The 25,982-nt window shown below is 72.8% G+C and carries 22 protein-coding genes; 17 read left to right on the top strand and 5 right to left on the bottom strand.

What is annotated here, in order from left to right; all coding sequences use genetic code 11:
* The first annotated feature begins 112 nt into the window (after window positions 1-112).
* From GTY47_RS06295 to cobC, 11 genes are read left to right on the top strand one after another with little or no spacing between them, the layout of a single operon-like run.
* Window positions 113-1,054, top strand: a complete 942-nt coding sequence (locus GTY47_RS06295; RefSeq protein WP_010037804.1) for a cobalamin biosynthesis protein — start codon at window positions 113-115, stop codon at window positions 1,052-1,054.
* Window positions 1,051-2,562, top strand: a complete 1,512-nt coding sequence (locus tag GTY47_RS06300; protein ID WP_010037807.1) for a cobyric acid synthase — start codon at window positions 1,051-1,053, stop codon at window positions 2,560-2,562. Before GTY47_RS06295 ends, GTY47_RS06300 begins: the two co-directional genes overlap by 4 nt.
* Window positions 2,559-6,215 carry a cobaltochelatase subunit CobN gene (cobN, locus tag GTY47_RS06305; RefSeq protein ID WP_063738897.1) on the top strand — a complete coding sequence of 1,219 codons (3,657 nt, stop codon included), beginning with the start codon at window positions 2,559-2,561 and terminating at the stop codon, window positions 6,213-6,215. Before GTY47_RS06300 ends, cobN begins: the two co-directional genes overlap by 4 nt.
* A complete protein-coding gene (locus GTY47_RS06310; protein ID WP_010037811.1) occupies window positions 6,212-8,218 on the top strand; it encodes a putative cobaltochelatase in 2,007 nt (668 codons plus the stop codon). The genes cobN and GTY47_RS06310 overlap by 4 nt, the downstream gene beginning before the upstream one ends.
* Window positions 8,218-8,817 carry a cob(I)yrinic acid a,c-diamide adenosyltransferase gene (gene cobO, locus GTY47_RS06315; RefSeq protein WP_010037813.1) on the top strand — a complete coding sequence of 200 codons (600 nt, stop codon included), beginning with the start codon at window positions 8,218-8,220 and terminating at the stop codon, window positions 8,815-8,817. The genes GTY47_RS06310 and cobO overlap by 1 nt, the downstream gene beginning before the upstream one ends.
* Window positions 8,817-10,199, top strand: coding sequence for a cobyrinate a,c-diamide synthase (locus GTY47_RS06320; protein ID WP_029181026.1), 1,383 nt, complete (start codon window positions 8,817-8,819; stop codon window positions 10,197-10,199). Before cobO ends, GTY47_RS06320 begins: the two co-directional genes overlap by 1 nt.
* The gene (gene cobI, locus GTY47_RS06325; RefSeq protein ID WP_010037816.1) at window positions 10,196-10,945 is read left to right on the top strand and encodes a precorrin-2 C(20)-methyltransferase; all 750 of its coding nucleotides are present in this window, start codon (window positions 10,196-10,198) and stop codon (window positions 10,943-10,945) included. The genes GTY47_RS06320 and cobI overlap by 4 nt, the downstream gene beginning before the upstream one ends.
* A 58-nt stretch (window positions 10,946-11,003) precedes the next feature.
* Complete coding sequence (gene cobM / locus GTY47_RS06330) at window positions 11,004-11,822, top strand: precorrin-4 C(11)-methyltransferase (RefSeq protein ID WP_010037819.1); 819 nt, start codon at window positions 11,004-11,006, stop codon at window positions 11,820-11,822.
* A gap of 58 nt (window positions 11,823-11,880) precedes the next feature.
* Window positions 11,881-13,563 (top strand): precorrin-3B C(17)-methyltransferase, encoded by a 1,683-nt coding sequence (cobJ, locus tag GTY47_RS06335; protein ID WP_010037821.1) that lies wholly within the window; start codon window positions 11,881-11,883, stop codon window positions 13,561-13,563.
* 40 nt (window positions 13,564-13,603) lie between these two features.
* Window positions 13,604-14,530, top strand: coding sequence for a sirohydrochlorin chelatase (locus tag GTY47_RS06340; protein ID WP_010037822.1), 927 nt, complete (start codon window positions 13,604-13,606; stop codon window positions 14,528-14,530).
* Entirely contained in the window at window positions 14,520-15,575 is a 1,056-nt protein-coding gene (gene cobC, locus GTY47_RS06345; protein ID WP_010037823.1) for an Rv2231c family pyridoxal phosphate-dependent protein CobC, read from the top strand. The genes GTY47_RS06340 and cobC overlap by 11 nt, the downstream gene beginning before the upstream one ends.
* A gap of 236 nt (window positions 15,576-15,811) precedes the next feature.
* On the opposite strand, the gene GTY47_RS06350 is transcribed toward cobC, so the two are convergent.
* The 4 genes from GTY47_RS06350 to GTY47_RS06365 are packed head-to-tail and all read right to left on the bottom strand — an operon-like array spanning window position 15,812 to window position 19,391.
* Complete coding sequence (locus tag GTY47_RS06350) at window positions 15,812-16,903, bottom strand: amidohydrolase family protein (protein WP_010037825.1); 1,092 nt, start codon at window positions 16,901-16,903, stop codon at window positions 15,812-15,814.
* A gap of 21 nt (window positions 16,904-16,924) precedes the next feature.
* Entirely contained in the window at window positions 16,925-17,716 is a 792-nt protein-coding gene (locus tag GTY47_RS06355) for an amino acid ABC transporter ATP-binding protein (protein ID WP_010037827.1), read from the bottom strand.
* Entirely contained in the window at window positions 17,713-18,549 is an 837-nt protein-coding gene (locus tag GTY47_RS06360; protein WP_010037829.1) for an amino acid ABC transporter permease, read from the bottom strand. The genes GTY47_RS06355 and GTY47_RS06360 overlap by 4 nt, the downstream gene beginning before the upstream one ends.
* Window positions 18,546-19,391 carry a transporter substrate-binding domain-containing protein gene (locus tag GTY47_RS06365; protein ID WP_010037831.1) on the bottom strand — a complete coding sequence of 282 codons (846 nt, stop codon included), beginning with the start codon at window positions 19,389-19,391 and terminating at the stop codon, window positions 18,546-18,548. The genes GTY47_RS06360 and GTY47_RS06365 overlap by 4 nt, the downstream gene beginning before the upstream one ends.
* A gap of 188 nt (window positions 19,392-19,579) precedes the next feature.
* Between GTY47_RS06365 and GTY47_RS06370 the strand changes: the two genes are divergently transcribed.
* The 6 genes from GTY47_RS06370 to thpD all read left to right on the top strand — a co-directional run bounded on the left by GTY47_RS06370 (window position 19,580) and on the right by thpD (window position 24,806).
* Window positions 19,580-20,680 (top strand): aminotransferase class V-fold PLP-dependent enzyme, encoded by a 1,101-nt coding sequence (locus GTY47_RS06370; protein ID WP_010037833.1) that lies wholly within the window; start codon window positions 19,580-19,582, stop codon window positions 20,678-20,680.
* A gap of 42 nt (window positions 20,681-20,722) precedes the next feature.
* A complete protein-coding gene (locus tag GTY47_RS06375; RefSeq protein WP_010037835.1) occupies window positions 20,723-21,274 on the top strand; it encodes a DinB family protein in 552 nt (183 codons plus the stop codon).
* A 339-nt stretch (window positions 21,275-21,613) separates the two neighbouring features.
* Window positions 21,614-22,120, top strand: a complete 507-nt coding sequence (ectA, locus tag GTY47_RS06380; protein WP_029181028.1) for a diaminobutyrate acetyltransferase — start codon at window positions 21,614-21,616, stop codon at window positions 22,118-22,120.
* 56 nt (window positions 22,121-22,176) lie between these two features.
* Window positions 22,177-23,448 (top strand): diaminobutyrate--2-oxoglutarate transaminase, encoded by a 1,272-nt coding sequence (gene ectB, locus GTY47_RS06385; RefSeq protein ID WP_010037839.1) that lies wholly within the window; start codon window positions 22,177-22,179, stop codon window positions 23,446-23,448.
* Between the two features lie 43 nt (window positions 23,449-23,491).
* Window positions 23,492-23,890, top strand: a complete 399-nt coding sequence (locus tag GTY47_RS06390; protein ID WP_010037840.1) for an ectoine synthase — start codon at window positions 23,492-23,494, stop codon at window positions 23,888-23,890.
* Window positions 23,891-23,906: 16 nt separating this feature from the next.
* The gene (gene thpD / locus GTY47_RS06395) at window positions 23,907-24,806 is read left to right on the top strand and encodes an ectoine hydroxylase (RefSeq protein WP_029181029.1); all 900 of its coding nucleotides are present in this window, start codon (window positions 23,907-23,909) and stop codon (window positions 24,804-24,806) included.
* 78 nt (window positions 24,807-24,884) lie between these two features.
* On the opposite strand, the gene GTY47_RS06400 is transcribed toward thpD, so the two are convergent.
* Entirely contained in the window at window positions 24,885-25,937 is a 1,053-nt protein-coding gene (locus GTY47_RS06400; protein ID WP_010037842.1) for an aminotransferase class V-fold PLP-dependent enzyme, read from the bottom strand.
* Between the last annotated feature and the right edge of the window lie 45 nt (window positions 25,938-25,982).

Below are 25,982 nucleotides of genomic sequence, written 5' to 3' on the forward strand. Positions count from 1 at the left end.
GGTCTAGTCGAACCAGGGCGTGGACACCCTGAGTGAGGACATATCGCCATGCGCGGCTGCCGATCGAGGTTCATCACCCCACCCCTGCCTGCCCACGCGGCCGGCTGAGCCCATGGGTGCCGGTCGCGTCTTCGCGTACGGCGCCGCCGCCGGTCTGATCGGTGACCTGCTGCTCGGCGATCCCCGCCGGGGGCATCCGGTCGCCGTGTTCGGGCGGGCCGCGGGCGCCGTGGAACGGGTGTTGTGGCGGGACCACCGGGGGTGGGGCGCGCTGCACACCGTGGTGTGTGCCGGAGGTGCCGTCACGCTCGGCGGCGTCGCCCAGCGTGCCGTGCGGGACTCCGCCGTCGCGTCCGTCGTGCTGACCGCCGCCGCCACCTGGGCCGTGGTCGGGGGGACTTCGCTCGCGCGGGAGGCCCGGGCCATCGGGCGTGCCCTGGAGGCGGGGGACGTCGAGGGGGCCCGGGCGCGGCTGCCGCATCTGTGCGGGCGGGATCCGCAGGCGCTCGACGCCGACGGGATCGCCCGGGCCGTGGTCGAGTCCGTCGCCGAGAACACCTCCGACGCGGTCGTGGGGGCGCTCGTGTGGGGGGCCGTCGGTGGTGTGCCGGGGCTCGTCGGGTTCCGGGCCGTCAACACCCTCGACGCCATGGTCGGGCACAAGTCGGCCCGGTACCGGCGCTACGGGTGGGCCTCCGCGCGGCTGGACGATCTCGCGGGCTGGCCGGGGGCCCGGCTGACCGCCGTGCTCGCGGCCCTGGCAGGAGACGATCCCCGGGGAGCGGTGCGCGCCTGGCGTGCCGATGCCGCCCGGCACCCGAGCCCCAACGCCGGGCCCGTGGAGGCCTCGTTCGCTGGGGCGCTCGGGGTGCGGCTGGGCGGGAGCCTGTCGTACGGCGGGCGCGTCGAGCACCGGCCCGTGCTCAACGGGGCCGGGCGCGGGGTGCGCACCCGGGACGTCGAACGGGCCGTACGGCTGTCCAGGCGTGTCGGCTGGCTCGCGCTCGGTGTCTGTGTCGCCGCGCGCCGCATCGCGAAAGGGCGTGACTCATGACGGGCGGTGGGCTTCTCGTCGCCGGTACCACCTCCGACGCCGGCAAGAGCGTCGTGACCGCCGGGATCTGCCGGTGGCTGGTGCGGCAGGGCGTCAAGGTCGCGCCCTTCAAGGCGCAGAACATGTCCCTGAATTCCTTCGTGACGAAGGAGGGCGCCGAGATCGGGCGGGCGCAGGCCATGCAGGCGCAGGCCTGCCGCGTCGAACCGACCGCGCTGATGAACCCGGTGCTGCTCAAGCCCGGTGGTGAACGCAGCAGCCAGGTCGTGCTGCTGGGCAAGCCGGTCGGCGAGCTCAGCGCGCGCGGGTACCACGGCGGACGGCAGCAGCGGCTCCTCGGGACCGTGCTGGACTGTCTGGAGCAGTTGCGGGGCACGTATGACGCGGTGATCTGTGAGGGGGCGGGCAGTCCCGCCGAGATCAATCTGCGCCGGACCGACATCGTCAACATGGGGATCGCCCGGGGCGCCGGGCTCCCCGTGCTCGTCGTCGGCGACATCGACCGGGGCGGTGTCTTCGCCTCGTTCTTCGGGACCGTGGCGCTGCTGTCGCGCGAGGACCAGGAGTGCGTCGCGGGGTTCCTCGTCAACAAGTTCCGGGGGGACGTCTCCCTGCTGGAGCCGGGGCTCGACATGCTCCAGGGCCTCACCGGGCGGCGTACGTACGGCGTCCTGCCCTTCCGGCACGGGCTGGGCATCGACGAGGAGGACGGGCTGCGGGTCTCCCTGCGGGGGACGGTCCGGGAGTCCGTCGTGGCCCCGCCGGTCGGCGCGGACGTGCTGCGGGTCGCGGTCTGTGCCGTTCCGCTGATGTCCAACTTCACGGACGTGGACGCGCTGGCCGCCGAACCCGGTGTCGTCGTGCGGTTCGTGGACCGGCCGGAGGAACTCGCCGACGCCGACCTCGTCATCGTGCCCGGGACCCGCGGCACCGTCCGTGCGCTGGAGTGGCTGCGGGAGCGCGGACTGGCCGACGCGCTTCGGCGCAGGGCCGCCGAGCAGCGGCCCGTCCTCGGGATCTGCGGCGGCTTCCAGATCCTCGGCGCGCACATCGAGGACGACGTGGAGAGCCGCCGGGGCCATGTCGAGGGGCTCGGGGTCCTGCCCGTGCGGGTGCGGTTCGCCCGCGAGAAGACCCTCACGCGGCCGGAGGGCGAGGCCCTCGGGGAGCGCGTCGAGGGGTACGAGATCCACCACGGCGTCGCCGACGTCCAGGGCGGGGACGCCTTCCTGGACGGCTGCCGGGTCGGCCAGACCTGGGGCACGCACTGGCACGGCTCGCTGGAGTCGGACGGGTTCCGGCGGGCCTTCCTGCGCGAGGTCGCGGCCGCCGCCGGGCGCCGCTTCGTGCCGGCGCCCGACACCTCGTTCGCCGCGCTGCGCGAGGAGCAGCTCGACCGGCTCGGCGACCTGATCGAACAGCACGCGGACACGGACGCGCTGTGGCGGCTCATCGAGTCGGGCGCGCCGCGAGGACTGCCCTTCATTCCACCGGGAGCACCCGCATGAGCACTGTGTTGTTGTTGTCGACCGCCGACACGGACCTGCTGGCGGCCCGGGCCGCCTCCGGTGCCTCGTACCGGATCGGCAACCCGACCCGCGTGGACGTCCAGGAGGAGCTTCCGGCCCTCCTCGACGGCGCGGACATCGCCGTCGTGCGGCTGCTCGGCGGCAAGCGGGCCTGGGAGGACGGGCTCGCCGCGCTGAAGGCCTCCGGCGTCCCGACCGTGCTGCTGGGCGGCGAGGCGGTGCCCGACGCGGAGCTGATGGCCGAGTCGTCGGTGCCGGCGGGTGTCGTGGCGGAGGCGCTGAAGTACCTCGTGGAGGGCGGTCCGGCCAACCTCACCGAGCTGGCGCGGTTCCTGTCCGACACCGTGCTGCTCACGGGCGAGGGGTTCGCAGCCCCACAGCGGATGCCGGAGTACGGCGTCCGCGGCGAGCGCGCGCAGGAGGCGGGCCGGCCGACCGTCGGCGTGCTCTTCTACCGGGCACACGAGCTGAGCGGCAACACCGCCTTCGTGGACACCCTGTGCGATGCGATCGAGGCGCGGGGCGCCAACGCCCTCCCCGTCTACTGCGGTTCGCTGCGCGGGGCCGACGCGGGGCTGTACGAGCTCCTCGGGCGGGCGGACGCCCTCGTCGCCACCGTCCTCGCCGCCGGCGGCACCCACGCCTCGCAGGCCTCCGCGGGCGGAGACGAGGAGTCCTGGGACATCGGCGCCCTCGCCGAGCTGAACATCCCCGTGCTGCAAGGGCTGTGCCTGACGTCCTCACGGCGCGCCTGGGAGGCGTCCGACGCCGCCCTCTCCCCCATGGACGCCGCGATGCAGGTGGCCATCCCGGAGTTCGACGGGCGGCTGATCACCGTGCCGTTCTCGTTCAAGGAGCAGGGTGCGGACGACGTGCCCGTGTACGTCGCCGACCCGGAGCGGGCCGCGCGGGTCGCCGGGATCGCCGTACGGCACGCGCGGCTGAAGCACAAGGCGAACGCCGACAAGAAGCTCGCGCTCGTCTTCACCGCGTACCCGACCAAGCACTCGCGCGTCGGCAACGCCGTCGGGCTGGACACCCCGGCCTCGGCGGTGCGGGTGCTGGACGCCCTCAAGGACGCCGGGTACGGCCTCACCGAGTACCCGGACCAGGGCGACGAGCTGATCCACCGGCTCATCGAGGCCGGCGGGCACGACGTGGAGTGGCTGACGGACGAGCAGCTGGCCGCCGCGCCCGCCCGGGTGCCGCTGGCGGACTACCGGGCCTGGTTCGAGAAGCTCGACCCGGAGCTGAGGGACGCCATGACCGAGGCGTGGGGCGAGCCGCCGGGCAGCCTCTACGTCGACGGGGACGACATCGTGCTGGCGTCCCTGCAGTTCGGGAACGTCGTGGTGATGATCCAGCCGCCGCGCGGCTTCGGCGAGAACCCGATCGCGATCTACCACGACCCGGACATGCCGCCGTCCCACCACTACCTGGCGGCCTACCGCTGGCTGGAGAACAGTTTCGGCGCGGACGCGATCGTGCACATGGGCAAGCACGGCACGCTGGAGTGGCTGCCCGGCAAGGGCCTCGGGCTCAGCGGCGGGTGCGCCCCGGACGCCGTGCTCGGGGAGCTGCCGCTGATCTACCCGTTCATCGTCAACGACCCGGGCGAGGGCACCCAGGCCAAGCGGCGCGGGCACGCCACGGTCGTCGACCACCTGGTGCCGCCGATGGCCCGCGCCGACACCTACGGCGACCTGGCCAAGCTGGAGCAGCTCCTGGACGAGTACGCGCTCGTCTCCGACCTGGACCCGGCGAAGGCCCCGGCCGTGCGCGCGCAGATCTGGACCCTCGTCAAGGCCGCCGAGCTCCATCACGACCTGCATGTCGACGAGCAGCCGGACGACGACGCGTTCGACGAGTTCGTCATGCACATCGACGGCTATCTGTGCGAGATCAAGGACGTGCAGATCCGCGACGGCCTGCACATCCTGGGCGGCGGCCCGGTCGGTGAGCCGCGCGTCAACCTCGTGCTGGCGGTGCTGCGCGCCTCGCAGGTGTGGGGCGGGCAGGCCGACGCGCTGCCCGGGCTCAGGGCGGCGCTGGCGGCGCACTTCGGGCTGGTGGAGAAGGAGTTGCTGGCCGAGCCGGGCGCTGCGGTGAAGGTGCCGGCGGAGCTGACGGAGCTGGTGGCGGGCCCGGCGCGCACCGCCGCCGACGCGATCGACCTGCTGGAGCAGCTGTGCCGGCGGATCGCGGAGGGCATGGAGGAGCGCGGCTGGGCGGTCGCCGAGGCCCCGGCGCTGGTCCGGGAGGTGCTCGGCGGGGACGTCGCCGACGCCGTGGCGGTGCTGGAGTTCGCCTGCACGGAGGTCGTGCCGCGGCTGGCCGGGACCAGCGACGAGATCGGGCACATCCTGCGGGCGCTGGACGGCGGTTACGTCCCGGCGGGTCCCTCCGGCTCGCCAACCCGCGGTCTGGTCAACGTCCTGCCGACGGGGCGCAACTTCTACTCCGTCGACCCCAAGGCGATCCCGTCCCGGCTGAGCTGGGAGGTCGGGCAGTCGCTCGCGGACTCGCTGGTGCAGCGGTACCTGACCGACACCGGTGAGTACCCGGAGTCCGTCGGCCTGACGGTGTGGGGCACCTCGGCCATGCGCACCCAGGGCGATGACATCGCCGAGATCCTGGCGCTGCTGGGCTGCCGCCCGGTGTGGGACGACGCCTCGCGCCGGGTGACCGGGTTCGAGGTGATCCCCCCGCAGGAGCTCGGCCGGCCGCGCATCGACGTGACGGTCCGGATCTCCGGCTTCTTCCGGGACGCGTTCCCGCATGTGGTGGGGCTGATCGACGACGCAGTCCGCGCGGTCGCCGAGCTGGACGAGCCCGCCGAGCAGAACTACGTCCGGGCGCACGCCGACGAGGACACCGCCGAGCACGGCGACCGGCGCCGGGCGACCGCCCGGATCTTCGGCTCCAAGCCGGGGGCGTACGGGGCCGGTCTGCTGCCGCTGATCGACGCGCGCAACTGGCGCTCCGACGCGGACCTCGCCGAGGTGTACGCGGTCTGGGGCGGCTACGCCTACGGGCGGGGCCTCGACGGGCGGGCCGCGCGCGGCGACATGGAGACGGCGTTCCGGCGGATCGCGGTCGCCGCGAAGAACGTCGACACGCGGGAGCACGACCTCGTCGACGCCGACGACTACTTCCAGTACCACGGCGGCATGGTCGCCATGGTCCGCCATCTGACGGGCGCGAGCCCCGAGGCGTACGTGGGCGACTCGGCCACTCCGGACCAGGTGAAGACCCGCACGCTGGGCGAGGAGACCCACCGGGTGTTCCGCGCCCGGGTGGTCAACCCGCGCTGGATGGCGGCCATGCGGCGGCACGGCTACAAGGGCGCCTTCGAGATGGCCGCGACCGTGGACTACCTGTTCGGGTACGACGCCACGGCCGGGGTCGTGGACGACTGGATGTACGAGAAACTCAGCGCCGAGTACGTCTTCGACCCGGAGAACCGGGACTTCATGAAGACGTCCAACCCCTGGGCGCTGCGCGGCATCACCGAGCGGCTGCTGGAGGCCGCCGACCGCGGACTGTGGGCGGAGCCGGACGCGGAGACGCTGGACCGGCTGCGCGCCACCTACCTGGAGCTCGAAGGCGACTTGGAAGGTGACGACAAGTGAGCACCCCGTTCCCGTTCACGGCCGTGGTCGGCCAGGACGACCTGCGGCTCGCACTGCTGCTGAACGCCGTGTCGCCGGCGGTCGGCGGTGTGCTGGTGCGCGGTGAGAAGGGCACCGCCAAGTCGACCGCCGTGCGGGCGCTGTCCGCGCTCATGCCTCAGGTGGACGTCGTCCCCGAGTGCCGCTTCTCCTGCGACCCCGGCTCCCCCGACCCCGCCTGCCCGGACGGGCCGCACGCGCCGGGAACCGCCGGCCGGTCCCGTCCGGCCCGGATGGTGGAACTGCCCGTCGGCGCCTCGGAGGACCGGCTGGTGGGCGCGCTGGACATCGAGCGGGCGCTGTCGGAGGGCGTGAAGGCCTTCGAGCCCGGCCTGCTCGCCGACGCGCACCGCGGCATCCTCTACGTGGACGAGGTCAACCTCCTCCACGACCACCTGGTCGATCTGCTGCTCGACGCGGCCGCGATGGGCGCCTCGTACGTGGAACGCGAGGGCGTCTCCGTACGGCACGCGGCACGGTTCCTGCTCGTCGGCACCATGAACCCCGAAGAGGGCGAGCTGCGGCCGCAGTTGCTCGACCGGTTCGGGCTGACCGTGGAGGTCTCGGCCTCGCGGGAGCCCGAGCAGCGGGTGGAGGTCGTCCGGCGGCGGCTCGCCTACGACGCCGATCCGGAGGGGTTCGCGGCCCGGTGGGCGGACGAGGAGGCCGACGTACGGGCGCGGATCGTCGCGGCGCGGGAGCTGCTGCCGTCGGTACGGCTGGGCGACGGGGCGCTGCGGCAGATCGCGGCGACCTGCGCGGCCTTCGAGGTCGACGGCATGCGCGCCGACATCGTGATGGCGCGCACGGCGACGGCGCTGGCGGCCTGGGCGGGGCGTACGGACGTGCTCGCGGAGGACGTCCGGCAGGCCGCGCTGCTCGCGCTGCCGCACCGCCGGCGGCGCAACCCCTTCGACGCGCCGGGGCTGGACGAGGACAAGCTGGACGAGACCCTGGAGGAGTTCTCCGGGGACGACGACCCGGACCCCGATCCCGACCAGGGCCCGGAGGGGCCCGGCGGGGGCGGCGGGCAGCCCGAGCCCGACGAGGGGCCCCAGGGCGATGACACCGGGGCTCCGCCCGAGGCCGGGGAGAACGGGCAGCCGCAGCCGTCCGGGGCCGGTGAGCAGTCGGCCGTACGGGCGGCGGAGCCGTTCAGGACCAAGGTGCTGAGCGTGCCCGGGATCGGCGAGGGGGCCACCGGGCGGCGTTCCCGGGCGCGGACCGAGCACGGGCGGACGACCGGGGCCCGGCGGCCGCGGGGCGCGCTCACCAAGCTGCACCTGGCGGCGACCGTGCAGGCCGCGGCACCGCACCAGCGGGCGCGCGGGCGGTCCGGGCCGGGTCTTGTCGTGCGCCGGGACGATCTGCGGCAGGCGACCCGCGAGGGGCGCGAGGGCAACCTCGTGCTCTTCGTCGTGGACGCCTCCGGGTCGATGGCGGCGCGGCAGCGGATGAGTGCCGTGAAGGGGGCCGTGCTGTCGCTGCTGCTGGACGCGTACCAGCGGCGCGACAAGGTGGGGCTGGTGACGTTCCGGGGTTCGGGCGCCGACGTCGCGCTGCCGCCGACCTCGTCCGTGGACGCGGCGGCGGCCCGGCTGGAGTCGCTGCCGACCGGCGGGCGCACACCGCTGGCCGCCGGGCTGCTGCGCGCGCACGACGTGCTGCGGGTGGAGCGGCTGCGGGATCCGGCACGGCGGCCGCTGGTCGTGCTGGTGACGGACGGGCGGGCCACCGGAGGCCCGGAGCCGGTCGCCCTGGCCGGGCGGGCGGCACGGCTGTTCGCGGCCGAGGGCGTCGCGTCGGTCGTCGTGGACTGCGAGTCGGGGCCGGTGCGGCTGGGGCTCGCCGGGCAGCTCGCCGGTGAGCTGGGCGGCACCGCCGTGACGCTGGACGAGCTGCGGGCCGACTCGATCGCCGGGCTGGTCAGGGATGTGCAGGGGACTTCGAGGAGGGCCGCGTAATGCCGCAGGGACAGCCGAGTGTCATTCCGGACGACGGTCTGACGACCCGGCAGCGCCGGAACCGGCCGCTCGTCGTCGTGCACACGGGCGTCGGCAAGGGCAAGTCGACGGCCGCCTTCGGGCTCGCGCTGCGGGCCTGGAACCAGGGGTGGCCGATCGGGGTGTTCCAGTTCGTCAAGTCGGCGAAGTGGAAGGTCGGCGAGGAGAACGCGCTGCGCGTGCTCGGTGCCTCCGGCGAGGGCGGGACCGTCGCCTGGCACAAGATGGGCGAGGGCTGGTCCTGGGTGCAGCGCGATGCGCAACTGGACAACGAGGAGAAGGCCCGGGAGGGCTGGGAGCAGGTCAAGCGGGACCTGGCGGCGGAGACCTACCGGCTGTACGTGCTGGACGAGTTCGCCTACCCGATGCACTGGGGGTGGGTCGACACGGACGAGGTCGTGGACGTCCTGCGGAACCGGCCCGGTACCCAGCATGTGGTGATCACGGGGCGCAACGCTCCGGAGAAGCTCGTGGACTTCGCCGACCTCGTGACCGACATGTCCAAGGTGAAGCACCCGATGGACGCCGGGCAGAAGGGGCAGAGGGGCATCGAGTGGTGATGTCCTCGTCCGTGCCCCGGCTGGTCGTCGCCGCGCCCTCGTCGGGCAGCGGCAAGACCACCGTCGCCACGGGGCTGATGGCCGCGTTCGCCGCGCGGGGACTCGCGGTGTCCCCGCACAAGGTCGGGCCGGACTACATAGACCCCGGGTACCACGCGCTCGCGACCGGGCGGGTGGGGCGGAACCTCGACGCGTACCTGTGCGGGCCGGACCTGGTCGGGCCGTTGTTCCTGCACGGGGCGCGCGGGTGTGACGTCGCCGTCGTCGAGGGCGTGATGGGGCTGTACGACGGGGCCGCCGGGGAGGGGGAGCTGGCCTCCACGGCTCATGTCGCGAAGTTGTTGCGGGCGCCGGTGGTGCTGGTCGTCGACGCGTCGTCGCAGTCCCGGTCGGTGGCGGCGCTGGTGCACGGGTTCGTCTCCTGGGATCCGCAGGTGCGGGTCGGGGGCGTGATCCTGAACAAGGTCGCCTCGGACCGGCACGAGGTGATGCTGCGGGAGGCGTTGGAGCAGGTGGGGGTGCCTGTGCTCGGGGTGCTGCGGCGGGCTCCGCAGGTGGACACGCCGTCGCGGCATCTGGGGCTGGTGCCGGTCGCCGAGCGGCGGGCCGAGGCGGTGGAGGCGGTCGCGGCGATGGCCGCGCAGGTCTCCGACGGTTGTGATCTGGACGCGTTGATGGGGTTGGCGCGGGGTGCGGGGGCGTTGTCGGGTGCGGCTTGGGATGCGGCTGAGGCTGTTTCCTCGTCCACCCACCACTCGACGCAGTCGGACGAGAAGCCGAAGCCGAGGGTCGCTGTCGCCGGTGGTCCCGCGTTCACCTTCTCCTACGCCGAGCACACCGAGCTGCTCGCCGCCGCCGGTGCCGACGTCGTGCCCTTCGATCCGCTGCGGGACGAGGAACTGCCCGAAGGGACGCGCGGGTTGGTGATCGGGGGCGGGTTCCCCGAGGTGTACGCCGCCGAGCTGTCCGCCAATGAACCCCTGCGGAAGGCCGTTGCGCACCTGGCGGGGAGCGGCGCTCCGGTGGCCGCCGAGTGTGCCGGGCTGCTGTATCTGTGCCGGGAGCTGGACGGGCAGCCGATGTGCGGGGTGCTGGACGCCGGGGCGCGGATGACCGGACGGCTGACCCTGGGGTACCGGGACGCGGTGGCCGTCGGCGACAGTGTGCTCGCGGCGGCGGGGACACGGATGCGGGGGCACGAGTTCCACCGGACCGCCGTGGAGCCCGGGGCGGGGGCCGAACCCGCCTGGGGCCTCAAGACCCCTCGGCGGCGGGTCGAGGGGTTCGTGCAGCGCGGTGTGCACGCGAGCTATCTGCACACGCACTGGGCGGCGCAGCCCGGTGTCGCCCGTCGGTTCGTGGAGAGGTGCCGGACGTCATGAGCAGCAGGCTGGTCGGGGTCGGGGTCGGGCCCGGGGATCCGGAGCTGGTGACCGTCAAGGGCGTGAACGCCCTGCGCGAGGCGGACGTCGTCGTCGTGCCCGTGATGGCTGCGCCCGATGGCAAGGACGGGGGCGAGCGCGGGCGGGCCGAGGCGACCGTGCTGCACTACGTGCCCGAGGAGAAGGTCGTCCGGGTCGTGTTCGCGCTGAACGAGCGGAGCGACCGGGCCCGGCGCGAGGCGGCCTGGGACGCGGCCGGGCAGCGGGTGGCCGAGCTGCTGCGCGGGCACGGCGCCGTCGCCTTCGCGACCATCGGGGACCCCAACGTGTACTCCACCTTCACCTACCTCGCGCAGACCATCGCCGAGCTGGTGCCCGGGACCGTCGTCGAGACCGTGCCCGGGATCACCGCCATGCAGGACCTCGCCGCGCGGTCGGGCGCCGTGCTGACCGAGGGGACCGAGCCGCTCACGCTCGTGCCCGTCACGGCGGGGTCGACCGTGCTCAAGGAGGCCCTCGCCGGGCCCGGGACCGTCGTCGCCTACAAGTTCGGCCGGCAGGCGCACGAGGTCGGCGAGGCGCTGCGGGAGACCGGGCGGATCGGCGACGCGGTGTGGGGGTCGGCGCTGGGGCTGACGGAGGAGTCGATCCGGCCGGCCGCCGAACTCGACGGCACTCCCCTGCCCTATCTGTCGACGCTCATCTCCCCCGCGCGGCGCGACGGCGGCCGGGGCGGAAAGCTCTGACGCGCCCGTCCATCACCCTGCCCCACCGGTAACCCCCCTGTACGAGAGGACCAACCCCATGGCCGACGCCCCCACCGGCAAGGTGACCTTCGTCGGTGCCGGCCCCGGCGCCGCCGACCTGCTGACGTTCCGTGCCGCGCGCGCCATCGCCGAGGCCGACGTGGTGATCTGGGCGGCCAGCCTGGTCCAGGCGGAGGTCCTCCAGCACGCGCGCCGGGACGCGGAGATCCTCGACTCGGCGGCCCTGTCCCTGGAGGACGTGGTGGCGGTGTACGAGCGGGCGCGCGAGGAGGGGCTGAAGGTGGCCCGGATCCACTCCGGTGACCCCGCCCTGTGGGGCGGCACCCAGGAGCAGCTCGACCGGTGTGCCGAGATCGGCCTGGCGACCGAGGTCGTGCCCGGGGTGTCCGCCTTCTCCGCGGTCGCCGCGCTCGCCCGGCGCGAGCTGACCATCCCCGAGGTCGCCCAGTCCGTCGTGCTGACCCGGCTGGGCGGGGGCAAGACGCCCATGCCGCCCGGGGAGGAGGTCCGCGAGTTCGCCAAGCACGGCACCACCATGGCGATCTTCCTCTCCGCCGCCCGCAGCGGGCAGCTGGTGCGGGAGCTGCTGGAGGGCGGTTATCCGACGACGACCCCGGTCGTGGTCGCGTACCAGGCGACCTGGCCGGAGGAGCTGGTCGTGAAGTGCACGGTCGGCACGTTGGAGGAGACGGTCAAGGAGCACAAGCTCTGGAAGCACACGCTGTTCCTGGTCGGCCCGGCGCTCGACGCGCACGGCACGCGCTCGCACCTCTACCACCCGGGCCACTTCCACGGTTACCGCAAGGCCGACCCCGAGGCCCGCAAGGCCCTGCGCGAACGGGGTGCCCGCTCATGATGGTCCGGCCTCCCGTACCTGTCGAACGCAGGGAAGACATCGCAGAAGGAGTCGCTCAGTGATCGGCCTCATTTCCGCCACGACGGCGGGCGCGGCTGCGCGGGACCGGCTTGCCGCCGCGTGGCCGGACCGCACACGCGTGTACGAGGGTCCCGTCGGTGACGCCGTACGGGCCGCGTTCGCGCAGTGCGAGCAGCTCGTGTGCTTCCTGGCGACCGGCGCGGTGGTGCGGCTGGTGGCACCGCTGCTGTCCGGCAAGACGGCGGACCCGGGCGTGGTGTGCGTCGACGAGGGCGGGCGGTTCGCGGTGTCCCTGGTGGGCGGGCACGCGGGCGGGGCCAACGAACTCGCCCGGGAAGTCGGGGAGTTGCTGGGTGCCGAGCCGGTCGTGACCACGGCGACGGACGCCGTGGACCTGCCCGGCCTGGACACCCTCGGCCTGCCCGTGGAGGGCGATGTCGCCGGGGTCTCCCGGGCGTTGCTGGACGGTGAGGCGGTGGCGCTGCGTGCCGAGGTGGCCTGGCCGCTGCCGGCGCTCCCGGTGGCCGCCGAGGGGGCGTGCACGATCCGGCTGACCGACCGGCTCGTCGAGGTGGCCGAGCGCGAGGTGGTGCTGCGCCCGCCGTCCCTGGTCGTCGGGGTCGGGGCGTCGAAGGGCGCTCCCGCCGAGGAGGTGCTCGGGCTGGTCGAGGGCACGCTGCGGGAGGCCGGGCTGTCCGCGGCGTCGGTCGCCGAGCTCGCCACCGTCGACGCCAAGGCCGAGGAGCCCGGCATCGTCGAGGCCGCCCGGCGGCTCGGTGTGCCCCTGGTGACGTACCCCGCCGGTGAGTTGGCCGGGGTCGACGTGCCCAACCCGTCCGACGCGCCGCTCACCGCCGTCGGCACCCCCTCGGTCGCGGAGGCCGCCGCCCTGGTGCGCGGGGGCGAACTCCTCGTCCCCAAGCGGAAGTCGGCCGCCAGCCCCGCCATGGCGACCTGTGCCGTCGTACGGCGACCGGGGCGCGGGCGGCTCGCGGTGGTCGGGCTCGGGCCGGGTGCCCGGGACCTGCTGACGCCGCGCGCGAAGGCCGAACTCCGGCGCGCCTCCGTGCTCGTCGGACTCGACCAGTACGTCGACCAGATCCGCGATCTGCTGCGGCCCGGCACCCGGATCCTGGAGTCGGGGCTGGGGGCCGAGGAGGAGCGGGCGCGCACGGCCGTCGAGGAGGCTCGCGAGGGGCGGGCCGTCGCGCTGATCGGCAGCGGGGACGCGGGCGTGTACGCCATGGCCTCCCCCGCGCTCGCCGAGGCCTCCGACGACATCGACGTGGTCGGTGTGCCCGGCGTGACGGCGGCGCTCGCGGCCGGCGCGATCCTGGGCGCGCCGCTGGGCCACGACCACGTGTCGATCAGCCTGTCCGACCTGCACACGCCGTGGGAGGTCATCGAGCGGCGGGTACGGGCGGCGGCCGAGGCCGACATCGTGGTGACGTTCTACAACCCGCGTTCCCGCGGCCGCGACTGGCAGCTGCCCAAGGCGCTGGGCATCCTCGCCGAGCACCGGGCGCCGACGACGCCGGTCGGTGTCGTGCGCAACGCCTCACGGCCGGACGAGTCCGCCCGGCTCACGACTCTGGCCGCGCTCGACCCGGCGACGGTCGACATGATGACGGTCGTCACCGTGGGCAACACCGCGACCCGCGAGATCGCCGGTCGCATGGTGACGCCGCGCGGCTACCGCTGGCAGGAGGAGCCCGAGTGAACCGCGCCGTCCACCACCCCACTTCCGCCGAGGAGAAACTGTGACCACCCCGCCCGCCCTGCTCATCGCCGGCCACGGCACCCGTGACGACGCCGGAGCCGAGGCGTTCCGCGACTTCGTGCGGGAGCTGGGGGCCCGCCACCCGGAACTGCCCGTCGCGGGCGGCTTCATCGAACTCTCCCCGCCGCCGCTGGGCGAGGCCGTCACCGAGCTGGTGGAGCGGGGCGTACGGCGGTTCGCCGCCGTGCCGCTGATGCTGGTGTCCGCCGGGCACGCCAAGGGCGACATCCCGGCGGCGCTGGCCCGCGAGAAGGAACGGCACCCCGGGATCTCGTACACGTACGGGCGTCCGCTCGGCCCGCACCCCGCGCTGCTGAACGTGCTGGAGCGGCGGCTGGACGAGGCGCTGGGCGGCGCCGCGGGGCGCCGGCCGGGTGACCGGGCCGACGTGACGGTGCTGCTGGTGGGGCGCGGGTCGACGGACCCGGACGCCAACGCCGAGGTGCACAAGGCGGCCCGGCTGCTGTGGGAGGGGCGCGGGTACGCGGGGGTCGAGACGGCGTTCGTGTCGCTGGCGGCGCCGGACGTGCCGAGCGGACTCGACCGGTGCGCACGGCTGGGCGCCCGCCGGATCGTGGTGCTCCCCTACTTCCTGTTCACCGGCATCCTGCCGGACCGGGTGCGGCAGCAGACGGAGGGCTGGGCGGCGGCGCACCCGGAGGTCGAGGTGTGCTCGGCCGACGTCATCGGGCCGGAGCCGGAGCTGCTGGACCTGGTGTGGGAGCGGTACGCGGAGGCCGTCGAGGGTGATCTGCGGATGAACTGCGACTCGTGCGTGTACCGCATCGCGCTGCCGGGCTTCGAGGACAAGGTGGGGCTGCCGCAGCAGCCGCACTTCCACCCGGACGACGACGGCCACCACCACGGGCACGGGCACCACCACGGGGCGCACTCCCATGCCCACTGACGGCGGCCACGATCTGCGGCACCACGGGGACGCGGAGGTCCGGGACGACGGCGGCTCGCTCGTCGACCTCGCCGTGAACGTCCGCGCGGACACCCCGCCGGCGTGGCTGCGGGAGCACATCGCCGCGTCGCTGGGCGGGTTGGCGGCCTACCCGGACGGGCGGGCCGCACGCGCGGCGGTGGCGGCGCGGCACGGTCTGCCGGCGGAGCGGGTGCTGCTGACGGCGGGGGCGGCGGAGGCGTTCGTGCTGCTGGCGCGGGCGCTGAAGGTGCGGCGGCCGGTCGTCGTGCACCCGCAGTTCACGGAGCCGGAGGCCGCGCTGCGGGACGCGGGGCACACGGTCGACCGGGTGCTGCTGCGGGAGGAGGACGGCTTCCGGCTGGACCCGGCGGCCGTCCCCGAGACCGCGGACCTGGTGGTGATCGGCAATCCGACGAACCCGACGTCGGTGCTGCACCCGGCGGACGTGATCGCCTCCCTCGCCCGGCCCGGGCGGCTGCTGGTCGTGGACGAGGCGTTCATGGACGCGGTGCCGGGCGAGCGGGAGTCCCTCGCGGAGCGCGTCGACGTGCCCGGCCTCGTGGTGCTGCGCAGCCTGACCAAGACGTGGGGGCTCGCGGGGCTGCGGATCGGGTACGTACTGGCGGCGCCGGAGACCGTCCGGGACCTGGAGCGGGCGCAGCCGCTGTGGCCGGTGTCGACGCCGGCGCTGGCCGCGGCGCAGGCGTGCGTGGGGCCACGGGCGGTGGCGGAGGCGGCCCACGCGGCGCACCGCATCGCCGCGGACCGGGCCCACCTGCTGACGGGCCTGGCCCGCTTCGCCCCGGCCGGGCTGCGGGTGGCCGGGCCCGCGCAGGGCCCCTTCGTCCTGGTCCGCCTTCCGCACGCGGCGGCCGTACGCAGCCGCCTGCGCGACCTCGGCTACGCCGTGCGGCGTGGGGACACCTTCCCCGGCCTGGACGGGGAGTGGCTGCGGCTGGCGGTGCGGGACCGGGCGACGATGGACGGGTTCCTGCGGGCGCTGGAGCGTGCGGTGGCGGCCTGACGGCCCACCGCCGGGCGGCCCGGCCGTCTCGGTCCCGATCGGTGCGCCGGCCCGGGGCCCACCCTGGCTGGGTTCGTCCTGGTCCTCCACGGTCTCAGAGGTCCGCACGCCCTGCCGTCCGGGGCCGGAAGCCGCAGGTCAGCTCCGGCGGCGGGCCAGGACCACCGTGTCCCGCCCGCCGCGAGCAGGGCGATGACGCCGCCCACGAGGTACGGCGTCGTGGAGCCGCCGCCCGGCTACCCGACCACGCGCCCGTTCAGCACCACCCGGCGCGGCGCCGCCAGCACCCCCACGTCCTTGCGCGGGTCCTCGTCGTAGACGACGAGGTCGGCCGGGGCGCCCTCGTCCAGGCCGGGGCGGCCGAGCCAGGCCCGGGCCGTCCAGGTCCCGGCGGCCAGGGCCTCGACGGGCGGGATGCCCGCGGTGACCAGTTCGGCGACCTCGGCCGCCGCGAGGCCGTGGGCGAGTCCGCCGCCGGCGTCGGTGCCGACGAAGACCGGGATCCCGGCGTCGTGGGCGCTGCGTACGGTGTCGTAGCGGCGCTCGTGGAGCCTGCGCATATGGGCCGACCAGCGCGGGAACCTGGCCTCGCCGCCGTCGGCGAGCCGGGGGAACGTCGCGATGTTGACCAGGGTCGGGACGATGGCGACGCCCCGCTCGGCGAAGAGCGGGACGAGGTCCTCGGTCAGGCCCGTCGCGTGTTCGACGCAGTCGATGCCGGCCTCGACGAGGTCCTGGAGGGAGTCCTCCGAGAAGCAGTGCGCGGTGACCCGGGCGCCCAGCCGGTGCGCCTCGGCGATCGCCGCCTCCACCGCCCCGCGGGGCCAGCAGGCCGACAGGTCGCCGAGGTCGCGGTCGATCCAGTCGCCGACCAGCTTCACCCAGCCGTCGCCGCGCCGGGCCTCCCGGGCGACGTAGGCGACCAGGTCGTCCGGCTCGATCTCCCAGGCGTAGTTGCGGATGTAGCGGCGGGTGCGGGCGATGTGCCGCCCGGCGCGGATGATCTTCGGCAGGTCGTCGCGGTCGTCGATCCAGCGGGTGTCGGAGGGCGAGCCCGCGTCGCGGATCAGCAGTGTGCCCGCGTCCCGGTCGGTCAGCGCCTGCTTCTCGGCGACGTCCTGCGGGACCGCGCCGTGCCGGTCGAGTCCCACGTGGCAGTGCGCGTCGACGAGGCCGGGCAGGGCCCAGCCCCGGACGGTACGGATGTCGCGGGCGCCGGCGGGACGGTCGTAGGAGATCCGGCCGTCGACGACCCACAGCTCGTCGCGGACCTCCTCGGGCCCGACGAGCACCCGTCCCTTCACGTGCAGCACCGTGCGATCGCTCATGTACGGCACCCTAGTCAGCGGCTAGTCGGCCTTGCCCACCTGGTCCGAGGTCTCCTCCTCCACCTCGGCCATGGCGGGGTCGAGGAGGCGGGAGAGGAAGTGGCGGGTGCGGTCGTGACGCGGGTTGCCGATGACCTGCTCGGGCGTGCCGTCCTCGACGATCACGCCGCCGTCCATGAAGACGACCCGGTCGGCGACCTCGCGGGCGAAGGTCATCTCGTGGGTGACGACCATCATCGTCATGCCCTCGTCGGCGAGCATGCGCATCACCGCGAGGACGTCGCCGACCAGTTCGGGGTCCAGCGCCGAGGTCGGCTCGTCGAACAGCATCACCTCGGGGCCCATGGCCAGGGCCCGGGCGATGGCGACGCGCTGCTGCTGGCCGCCGGAGAGGGAGGAGGGGTAGGCGGCCGCCTTCTCGGACAGGCCCACGCGCGCCAGGTTCTCGGCGGCCACCTGCGCGGCCGCCGCCTTGTCGCGACGAAGCACCCGGCGCTGCGGCAGCGTGAGGTTCTCGGTCACCGTGAGGTGCGGGAAGAGGTTGAACTGCTGGAAGACCATCCCGATGCGGCGGCGCACGGCGTCGATGTCGACGTCCGGGTCGGTCAGTTCCGTACCGCCGACGAACACCTGGCCCTTGGTCGGCTCCTCCAGCAGGTTCACGCAGCGCAGCAGCGTCGACTTGCCGGAGCCGGACGGGCCGATGACACAGACGACCTCGCCCCGGCCGATCTCCAGGTCGATGCCGCGCAGCACCTCGTTGGCGCCGAACGACTTGTGCAGCGCGCGCACCTCGATCTCGGGTCGGCTCATGTGACGGCCTCCTGGGCCTTCGCCTCCATGCGGCGTACGACGAAGCCGAGCGGGATCGTGACCAGCAGGTAGCAGAGTCCGGCGACCAGGATCGGCGTGGAGTTGGCGGTCTGGCTGGCCAGGTCGCGGCCGTACTTGGACAGTTCGCGCTCCTCCAGGGTGACGCCGAGGAACAGCACCAGCGAGGAGTCCTTGAACAGCAGCACCAGTTCGTTGGTGAGCGGCGGCAGGATGATGCGGAACGCCTGCGGGATGACGATGGAGATCATGGCCCTTGCGGGCGAGAAGCCGAGCGAACGGGCCGCCTCCATCTGCCCCTTGGGCACGGCCTGGATGCCGGCGCGGATCGTCTCGGCCATGTACGCGGCGGCCACCAGGCCGAGGGCGAGGGCGACCTTGCCGTAGGTGCCGCCGACGATCTCGGTGCCGGGGAAGGCCAGCGGTACGGCCACGCCGATGAAGATGAAGATCAGCAGGGCGGGCAGGCCGCGGAAGATCTCGATGTAGATCCCGGCGAGCCAGCGGTAGGGGCCCACGGAGGACAGCCGCATCAGCGCGATCGCCATGCCGAGGGCCAGCCCCACGGCGAAGCCGGTCACCGTGTAGAGCACGGTGTTCTTCAGCGCCAGCGTGATGACGTCCGGGAACATGCGCTCGGCGATGTCCGCCTGGGCGAACTGGTTCTGCAGCCGGCCCCAGTCGGCCGAGACCGCGAAGGCGATCACGGCCGCGACGAAGACGGCGTACTGGACGCCGCGCGACAGGCTGCGCTTCTGCCGCCGGGTCAGGCCCTTCTTCTTCGGCTGGACCCCGGGCGTGGCGGTGTCGGTCATGAGGCGGCCGGCGACGCGGCGGACTCGTCGTAGGGGCCGATCCACTGCTCGTACAGCTTCTTGTACGTGCCGTCGGTCTCGGCGTCCTTGATCGCCTTGTTGATGGCGGCGAGGAGCTTAGTGTTGCCCTTCTTCACCGTGAAGCCGTACTGCTCGCCGGTGTCGAGGTTGTCGACGACCTTGAAGGCGTCGGCGTTGGCCTTGTCCTTCAGCCAGCCCTGGACGACGGGGTAGTCGATGACGACGGCCTGGACCTGGCCGGTGCGCAGGCCGTTGAGGACGGCGTCGGAGGACTCGAAGGAGACCGGGTCGAGGCCCTTGCTCTTGGCGTAGTCCTCACCGGTCGTCTGGGCCTGGGCGCCGAGCTTCTTGCCCTTGAGGTCGGCGAAGGAGCCGATGCCGCTCTTCTTGTCGACCAGCACCGCCTGGGTGGCGTTGAAGTACGGGTCGGAGAAGTCGACGTTCTTCTTGCGCTCCTCGGTGATGGTCATGCCGGCCGCGGCGAGGTCGCACTGGCCGGCGTTGAGGGACCCGCCCGTCTTGAAGTTCTCGAAGGGCTGGTCGACGATGTCCTGCTGCACGCCCAGGTCCTTGGCGACCAGGTCGATCAGCGACACGTCGAAGCCCTGGACCTTGCCGTCGATCTCCGACTGGAACGGCGGATACGGCAGGTGGGTGCAGGTGGTGAGCTTGCCCGCCTTGACGAGCTCGACGCCGCCCGCGGCCGTCTTCTTGCCGCTGCCGCCGTCGTCGGTGGAGGTGCAGCCGGCCACGAGCAGCAGCCCGGCCGTCGCGGTGGTGGCGGCCAGGATGCGGGCCCGGTGCCCGGGGTGCGTGTTCACGGCGAGCCTCCTGTGAGTGAACTGTGGGTTCTGATCATAAGGAGAAGTTTGGGTCTCTGAAAACAATCCGATGGCTGCGCAGCCGTCGGGCCTGGGAAGTCGCCGGTCGCAGGGCGCCGGGGCACGGCGGTTACGCTCGTTTCCGTTGTTTCCGCGATTTGTCCCCATGAGTTGGAGAGAGCGCCACCGTGACGCATCCGTTTCTGGACCTGGCCCCGCTCGGTGCGGACCGTTTCGCCGCGATCGAGGACCGTGTGGCACGGCTGCTGGGCACCGAGCAGGACGTCGTGATCATGCAGGGCGAGGCGTTGCTGCCGCTGGAGGGCGCGATCCGTGCCGCGGCCGGTCCGGGCACGACGGCCCTGAACGTCATCACGGGCCCGTACGGGCAGACCTTCGGCGACTGGCTGCGGGACTGCGGGGCGACGGTGGTCGACCTGGCGGTGCCCTTCCACACGGCGGTCACGGCCGAGCAGGTCCGGCAGGCCTTCGCCGAGCACCCGGAGATCGACTTCGTGTCCCTGGTGCACGCGGAGGCGGCGACCGGCAACACCAATCCGGTCGCGGAGATCGGCGAGGTGGTGCGGGCGCACGGGGCCCTGTTCTACCTGGACGCGGTGGCGTCGATCGGTGCCGAGCCGGTGCTCCCGGACGCGTGGGGCGTGGATCTGTGCGTGATCGGGGCGCAGAAGGCGATGGGCGGGCCGGCCGGCGTGTCGGCCGTGTCGGTGAGCGAGCGGGCCTGGGCCCGGATGGCGGCGAACCCGCGGGCGCCGCGCCGGTCGTATCTGTCGCTGCTCGACTGGAAGGAGCGGTGGATCGACGGCGGTCGCAAGACGCTGCTGCACGCTCCGGCGCAGCTGGAGATGCTGGCGCTGGAGGCGTGCGTGGAGCGGATCGAGGCGGTGGGGCCGGACACCGTGATGGCCCGGCACGCCTCGGCCGCGACGGCCACGCGGGCCGGGGCCCTCGCGCTCGGTGGCGGGCTGGAGCCGTACGTGTACGAGGCCCGGGACGCGGCGCCCGTCGCAACGACGCTCCGGGCGCCGTCCGGGGTGGTGGCGTCGGAGCTGGTGGCCAGGGCGCTGGGGGCGGATCCGGCGGTGCCGCTCGCCGCCGGCGGGGGTGCGTTGGCCAAGGAGATGATCCGGGTCAATCACTACGGGGCCGATGCCACGCCGGGGGCCGTGCGGGCGAGCCTGGCGGCGCTGGGGGCCGCACTCTCGGAGGCGGGGCTGTCGGTGGACGTGGCCGGGGCGCTGCGGGCTGCCGAGGAGGCGTGGCGGTAGCAGGGGCGCGCCGTTGTCAGTGGCCCGTGTCATGCTCCCCGCATGACCACCGACACCCCTTCCGACATCCCCGCCGGCACCCCCCACACCCTTCCCGACGGCCGTCCCGTCCCGCTCCTCACCGGTGACGAGCGGGCCATGCTCGAGAGCTGGCTGGACTTCCACCGCGCCACGCTGGCGCTGAAGTGCGCCGGGCTGGACGACGCGCAGGTACGGACGGCGTCGGCCGAGCCGTCCACGCTGACGCTGCTCGGGCTGGTGCAGCACCTCGCCGAGGTCGAGCGGAACTGGTTCCAGCGGGTGGCCGCCGGCCTCGACGTGCCGCCGGTCTACGAGGACGGCACCGGCTACACGCTGGACCCCGGGCGGGGGCTCGACGAGGCGCTCGGGATCTGGCGGCGGGAGATCGCGCGGGGCCGGGAGCTGTGTGCGGGGCTGCCGCTGGACCACATCGGACGGGTCGCCGAGGGACCGGTGCCCGGGATGGAGGTCAGCATGCGCTGGGTGCTGATTCACATGATCGAGGAGTACGCACGGCACAACGGTCACGCCGATCTCCTGCGGGAACGCGTCGACGGAGTGACCGGGGCCTGAATTGCACGTGCTTTCCGAAGCGACCCGTATGTAAGCTGGCACACAATTAAGAATTCTTTCAGGAATAGATTCCTGTATTCTTCTGCCCGCTTTCTCCGATCCTAAACCCGAAGATTTTGCGGACACTCGGAGAGGAAATTCGGGCGGATCTCGTGGGGATTACATGGCTGTGACGCGTTACACATCGTGACCGCTATGCCCGGTATTACCCGGACAATATCGGGCATCTTGCCGCCGTGCGATGTGAAGCCTCGCGCTCGCGCGATAACACAGGCTCGGCTCATACGTAACCCCTCTCGGCGATGCAATTTCGAATTTCGCTGGGTAAGTTCAATTCGCATGACTGCCGTACAAGCAGATCCGCAAATCGACCGCCCCACGGTGGCTGACGGAGCCGCACTGTGGCGGATGGCGAAGGACTCGAAGGTTCTCGACCTGAACTCGTCCTACAGCTATCTGCTGTGGTGCCGCGACTTCGCGGCCACGTCGGCCGTAGCGCGTGACGAGCACGGCGAGCCGATGGGTTTCATCACCGGGTACGTGCGGCCGGACAGCCCGCGCACCCTGCTGGTCTGGCAGGTGGCGGTGGACGAGGCGCACCGCGGGCGCGGACTGGCCGCCGCGCTGCTCGACGGTCTGGTCGCGCGGACCGTGACCGAGCGAGGGGTGACCACGGTGGAGACCACCATCACTCCGGGCAACACCGCCTCGGAGCGCCTGTTCACGTCGTTCGCCGAGCGTCACGGCGCGCGGCTGGAGCGCGAGGTGCTGTTCGACACGGGCCTGTTCCCCGACGGGCCGCACGACGCAGAGGTGCTGTACCGCATCGGCCCCCTGCCCCGCTGACTTCTTCCCGCCCCCACTCCCGCAGACTTCCCCCACGTACCGAGGAGCGATTCGTCGTGACCATCACCCAGCCCGACCTGAGCGTCTTCGAGACCGTCGAGTCCGAGGTGCGCAGCTACTGCCGCGGCTGGCCCACCGTCTTCGACCGTGCGGTGGGCAGCCGCATGTACGACGAGGACGGCCATGAGTACCTCGACTTCTTCGCCGGAGCCGGGTCACTGAACTACGGGCACAACAACCCCGTCCTGAAACGCGCTCTGATCGACTACCTGGAGCGGGACGGCGTCACGCACGGGCTCGACATGTCGACCACCGCCAAGCGCACGTTCCTGGAGGCCTTCCAGAACCTGCTGCTGCGGCCGCGCGACCTGCCGTACAAGGTCATGTTCCCGGGCCCGACCGGCACCAACGCCGTGGAGGCCGCGCTGAAGCTGGCGCGGAAGGTGAAGGGGCGCGAGTCGATCGTGTCGTTCACCAACGCCTTCCACGGCATGTCGCTGGGTTCGCTGGCCGTGACCGGCAACGCCTTCAAGCGGGCCGGCGCCGGCATCCCGCTGGTGCACGGCACGCCCATGCCGTTCGACAACTACTTCGACGGCACCGTCGAGGACTTCCTGTGGTTCGAGCGGCTGCTGGAGGACCAGGGCTCCGGCCTGAACAAGCCGGCCGCCGTGATCGTCGAGACCGTGCAGGGCGAAGGCGGCATCAACGTGGCCCGGGCCGAGTGGCTGCGTGCCCTGTCCGAGCTGTGCGAGCGGCAGGACATGCTGCTGATCGTCGACGACATCCAGATGGGCTGCGGCCGTACCGGCGCGTTCTTCTCCTTCGAAGAGGCGGGCATCACGCCGGACATCGTCACCGTCTCGAAGTCGATCAGCGGCTACGGCCTGCCCATGTCGCTGTGCCTGTTCAAGCCCGAGCTCGACATCTGGGAGCCCGGCGAGCACAACGGCACCTTCCGCGGCAACAACCCCGCCTTCGTCACGGCCACGGCGGCCCTGGAGGCGTACTGGGCCGACGGCTCCGCGATGGAGAAGCAGACCCGCAAGCGCGGCGAGCAGGTCGAGCAGGCGCTGATCTCCATCACGGAGGAGAACCTGGCCGACGTGAAGGAGTACCGGGGCCGCGGCCTGGTGTGGGGCATGGAGTTCCACGACAAGGAGCGCGCCGGCAAGGTCGCCAAGCGCGCCTTCGAGCTCGGGCTGCTCATCGAGACGTCCGGGCCCGAGAGCGAGGTCGTGAAACTGCTCCCCGCCCTGACCATCACGCCGGAGGAACTGGACGAGGGCCTGTCGACGCTGGCCCGCGCCGTCCGCGAGACCGCCTGACCACACAACCGGCACCACCCCATCTAGGAGGCATCGCAGCACCGTGATTGTCCGTTCGTTCAAGGAGATCGAAGGTACCGACCGGCACGTGAAGTCGGCGTCCGGAACGTGGGAGAGCAAACGCATCGTCCTCGCCAAGGAGAAGGTCGGCTTCTCCCTGCACGAGACGATCCTGTACGCGGGTACGGAGACGTCGATGTGGTATGCGAACCACATCGAGGCCGTCGTCTGCGTGGAGGGCGAGGCCGAGCTGACCGACCACGAGACCGGGAAGTCGTACACCATCACGCCCGGGACCATGTACCTCCTGGACGGGCACGAGAAGCACACGCTGCGGATCAAGAAGGACTTCCGCTGCCTCTGCGTCTTCAATCCGCCCGTGACCGGACGGGAGGACCACGACGAGAACGGCGTTTACCCGCTGCTCACCGAGGAGGTGTGACGTTTCCATGACCGCCATCACCGACACCACCACCGGTATCCCCGACCTGTACCCCAGTCGTGGCGCCACCGAGGTGCTCACCCCGCGCCAGGACCCGGTCGTCTGGGGCGCCCCCGACGCGCCCGGTCCGGTATCGCCGGGCGACCTGCTGTCCTTCGAGCGTGACGGCTTCCTCGCCATCGACGAGCTGATCACCGACGACGAGGTCGCCGTCTACCGGAACGAGCTGAACCGGCTGGTGAACGACCCGGACATCCGTGCCGACGAGCGGTCGATCGTCGAGCCGAAGTCCAAGGAGATCCGCTCGGTCTTCGAGGTGCACAAGATCAGTGAGGTGTTCGCCAAGCTGGTGCGGGACGAGCGGGTCGTCGGCCGGGCACGTCAGATCCTCGGCTCGGACGTCTACGTCCACCAGTCGCGGATCAACGTCAAGCCGGGCTTCGGGGCGAGTGGCTTCTACTGGCACTCGGACTTCGAGACCTGGCACGCCGAGGACGGTCTGCCGCGGATGCGTACGGTGTCGGTCTCGATCGCGCTGACCGAGAACTACGACACCAACGGCGGGCTCATGATCATGCCGGGGTCGCACAAGACGTTCCTCGGGTGCGCGGGGGCCACGCCGAAGGACAACTACAAGAAGTCGCTGCAGATGCAGGACGCGGGCACGCCGTCCGATGAGGCGCTGACCCAGCTGGCCGCACAGCACGGCATCAAGTTGTTCACGGGCAAGGCCGGTTCGGCGACGTGGTTCGACTGCAACTGCATGCACGGTTCCGGCGACAACATCACGCCGTTCCCGCGCAGCAACGTGTTCATCGTGTTCAACAGCGTGGAGAACACAGCGGTGGAACCGTTCGCGGCACCGGTGCGGCGTCCGGAGTTCATCGGGGCGCGGGACTTCACGCCGGTGAAGTGACCGTGTGACCAAGCTGCCGGGTGGGGCCTCCTCGTGTGGGACGGGAGGCCCCACCCGGTTCTTCATGCCTTCACGCCTTCACGCCTTGAGGACGTCCAGGAGCCGGTCGACGTCCGCCGCCGTGTTGTAGAGGTGGAACGCGGCCCGCAGATTCCCGGCCCGGTCGGACACCTCGATGCCCGCCCGGCCCAGCTCGCCCTGCCGGTGGCCGAGCCCCGGCACGGACACGATCGCCGAGCCCGGAGCGGGCACCGGCGCGTGGCCCAGCTCGGCGAGCCCGGCGCGGAAGCGGTCCGCGAGGGCGACGTCGTGGGCGTGCACGACGTCGATCCCGATGTCCTCCAGCAGCTCCAGGGAGGCACGCAGCCCGGCGTGACTGAAGAGCGCGGGGCTGATGTCGAAGCGCCGTGCGGAGTGGGCGAGTTCCTCGACGGGGCCGTAGCAGCTCTCCCAGGGCTGCTCACCGGCGACCCACCCGGCGAGCAGCGGTGTGAGCCCGCCGAAGTCCTGCGGGGCGACGAAGAACGCGGCCCCGTGCGGTCCCAGGAGCCACTTGAAGCCGACGGCGGCGAGAAAGTCGTCCGCGCCGGCCTCCATCGGCAGCCAGCCGGCCGACTGGGAGGCGTCGACGTAGGTACGGGCCCCGTGCGCCCGGGCCGCCTCGCGCACGGCCGGCAGATCGGCGAGCCGGCCGTCGGCGGACTGGACGGTGCTGACCGCGACGAGCGCGGTGCCGGGGCGGACGGACTCGGCGAGCCGCTCCAGGGGCACGGCGCGCACCTTGAGGTCGCCGCGCGCGTGGAACGGGTTCACCAGGGAGGCGAAATCGGCCTCCGCGGTGAGGACTTCGGCGCCCGCGGGCAGCGAGGCGGCGATCAGCCCGCCGTACTCGGCGACCGAGGCACCGGCGGCGACCCGCTCGGCCGGCACGCCGGCCAGCCGGGCGAAGGACGCGCGGGCGGCCTCGACGTCCTCGTACAGGGGACCCAGGGGCACGCCCTCGGCACGCATCCGCACGGCCCGGTGCAGGGCGGTGACGGTTCGGGCGGGCAGGAGCCCGTTGCTCGCGGTGTTGAGGTAGGTGTGCTTCGGGGCGAACTCGGCACGGACGAGGTTCTCGAAGGTCTCCATGGAACCACTCTGCGTCCCTTGGATCTCCCCGTCCATTACCGATTT

It is taken from the genome of Streptomyces sp. SID5464 (assembly GCF_009862985.1).
Taxonomy (GTDB): domain Bacteria; phylum Actinomycetota; class Actinomycetes; order Streptomycetales; family Streptomycetaceae; genus Streptomyces; species Streptomyces chartreusis_D.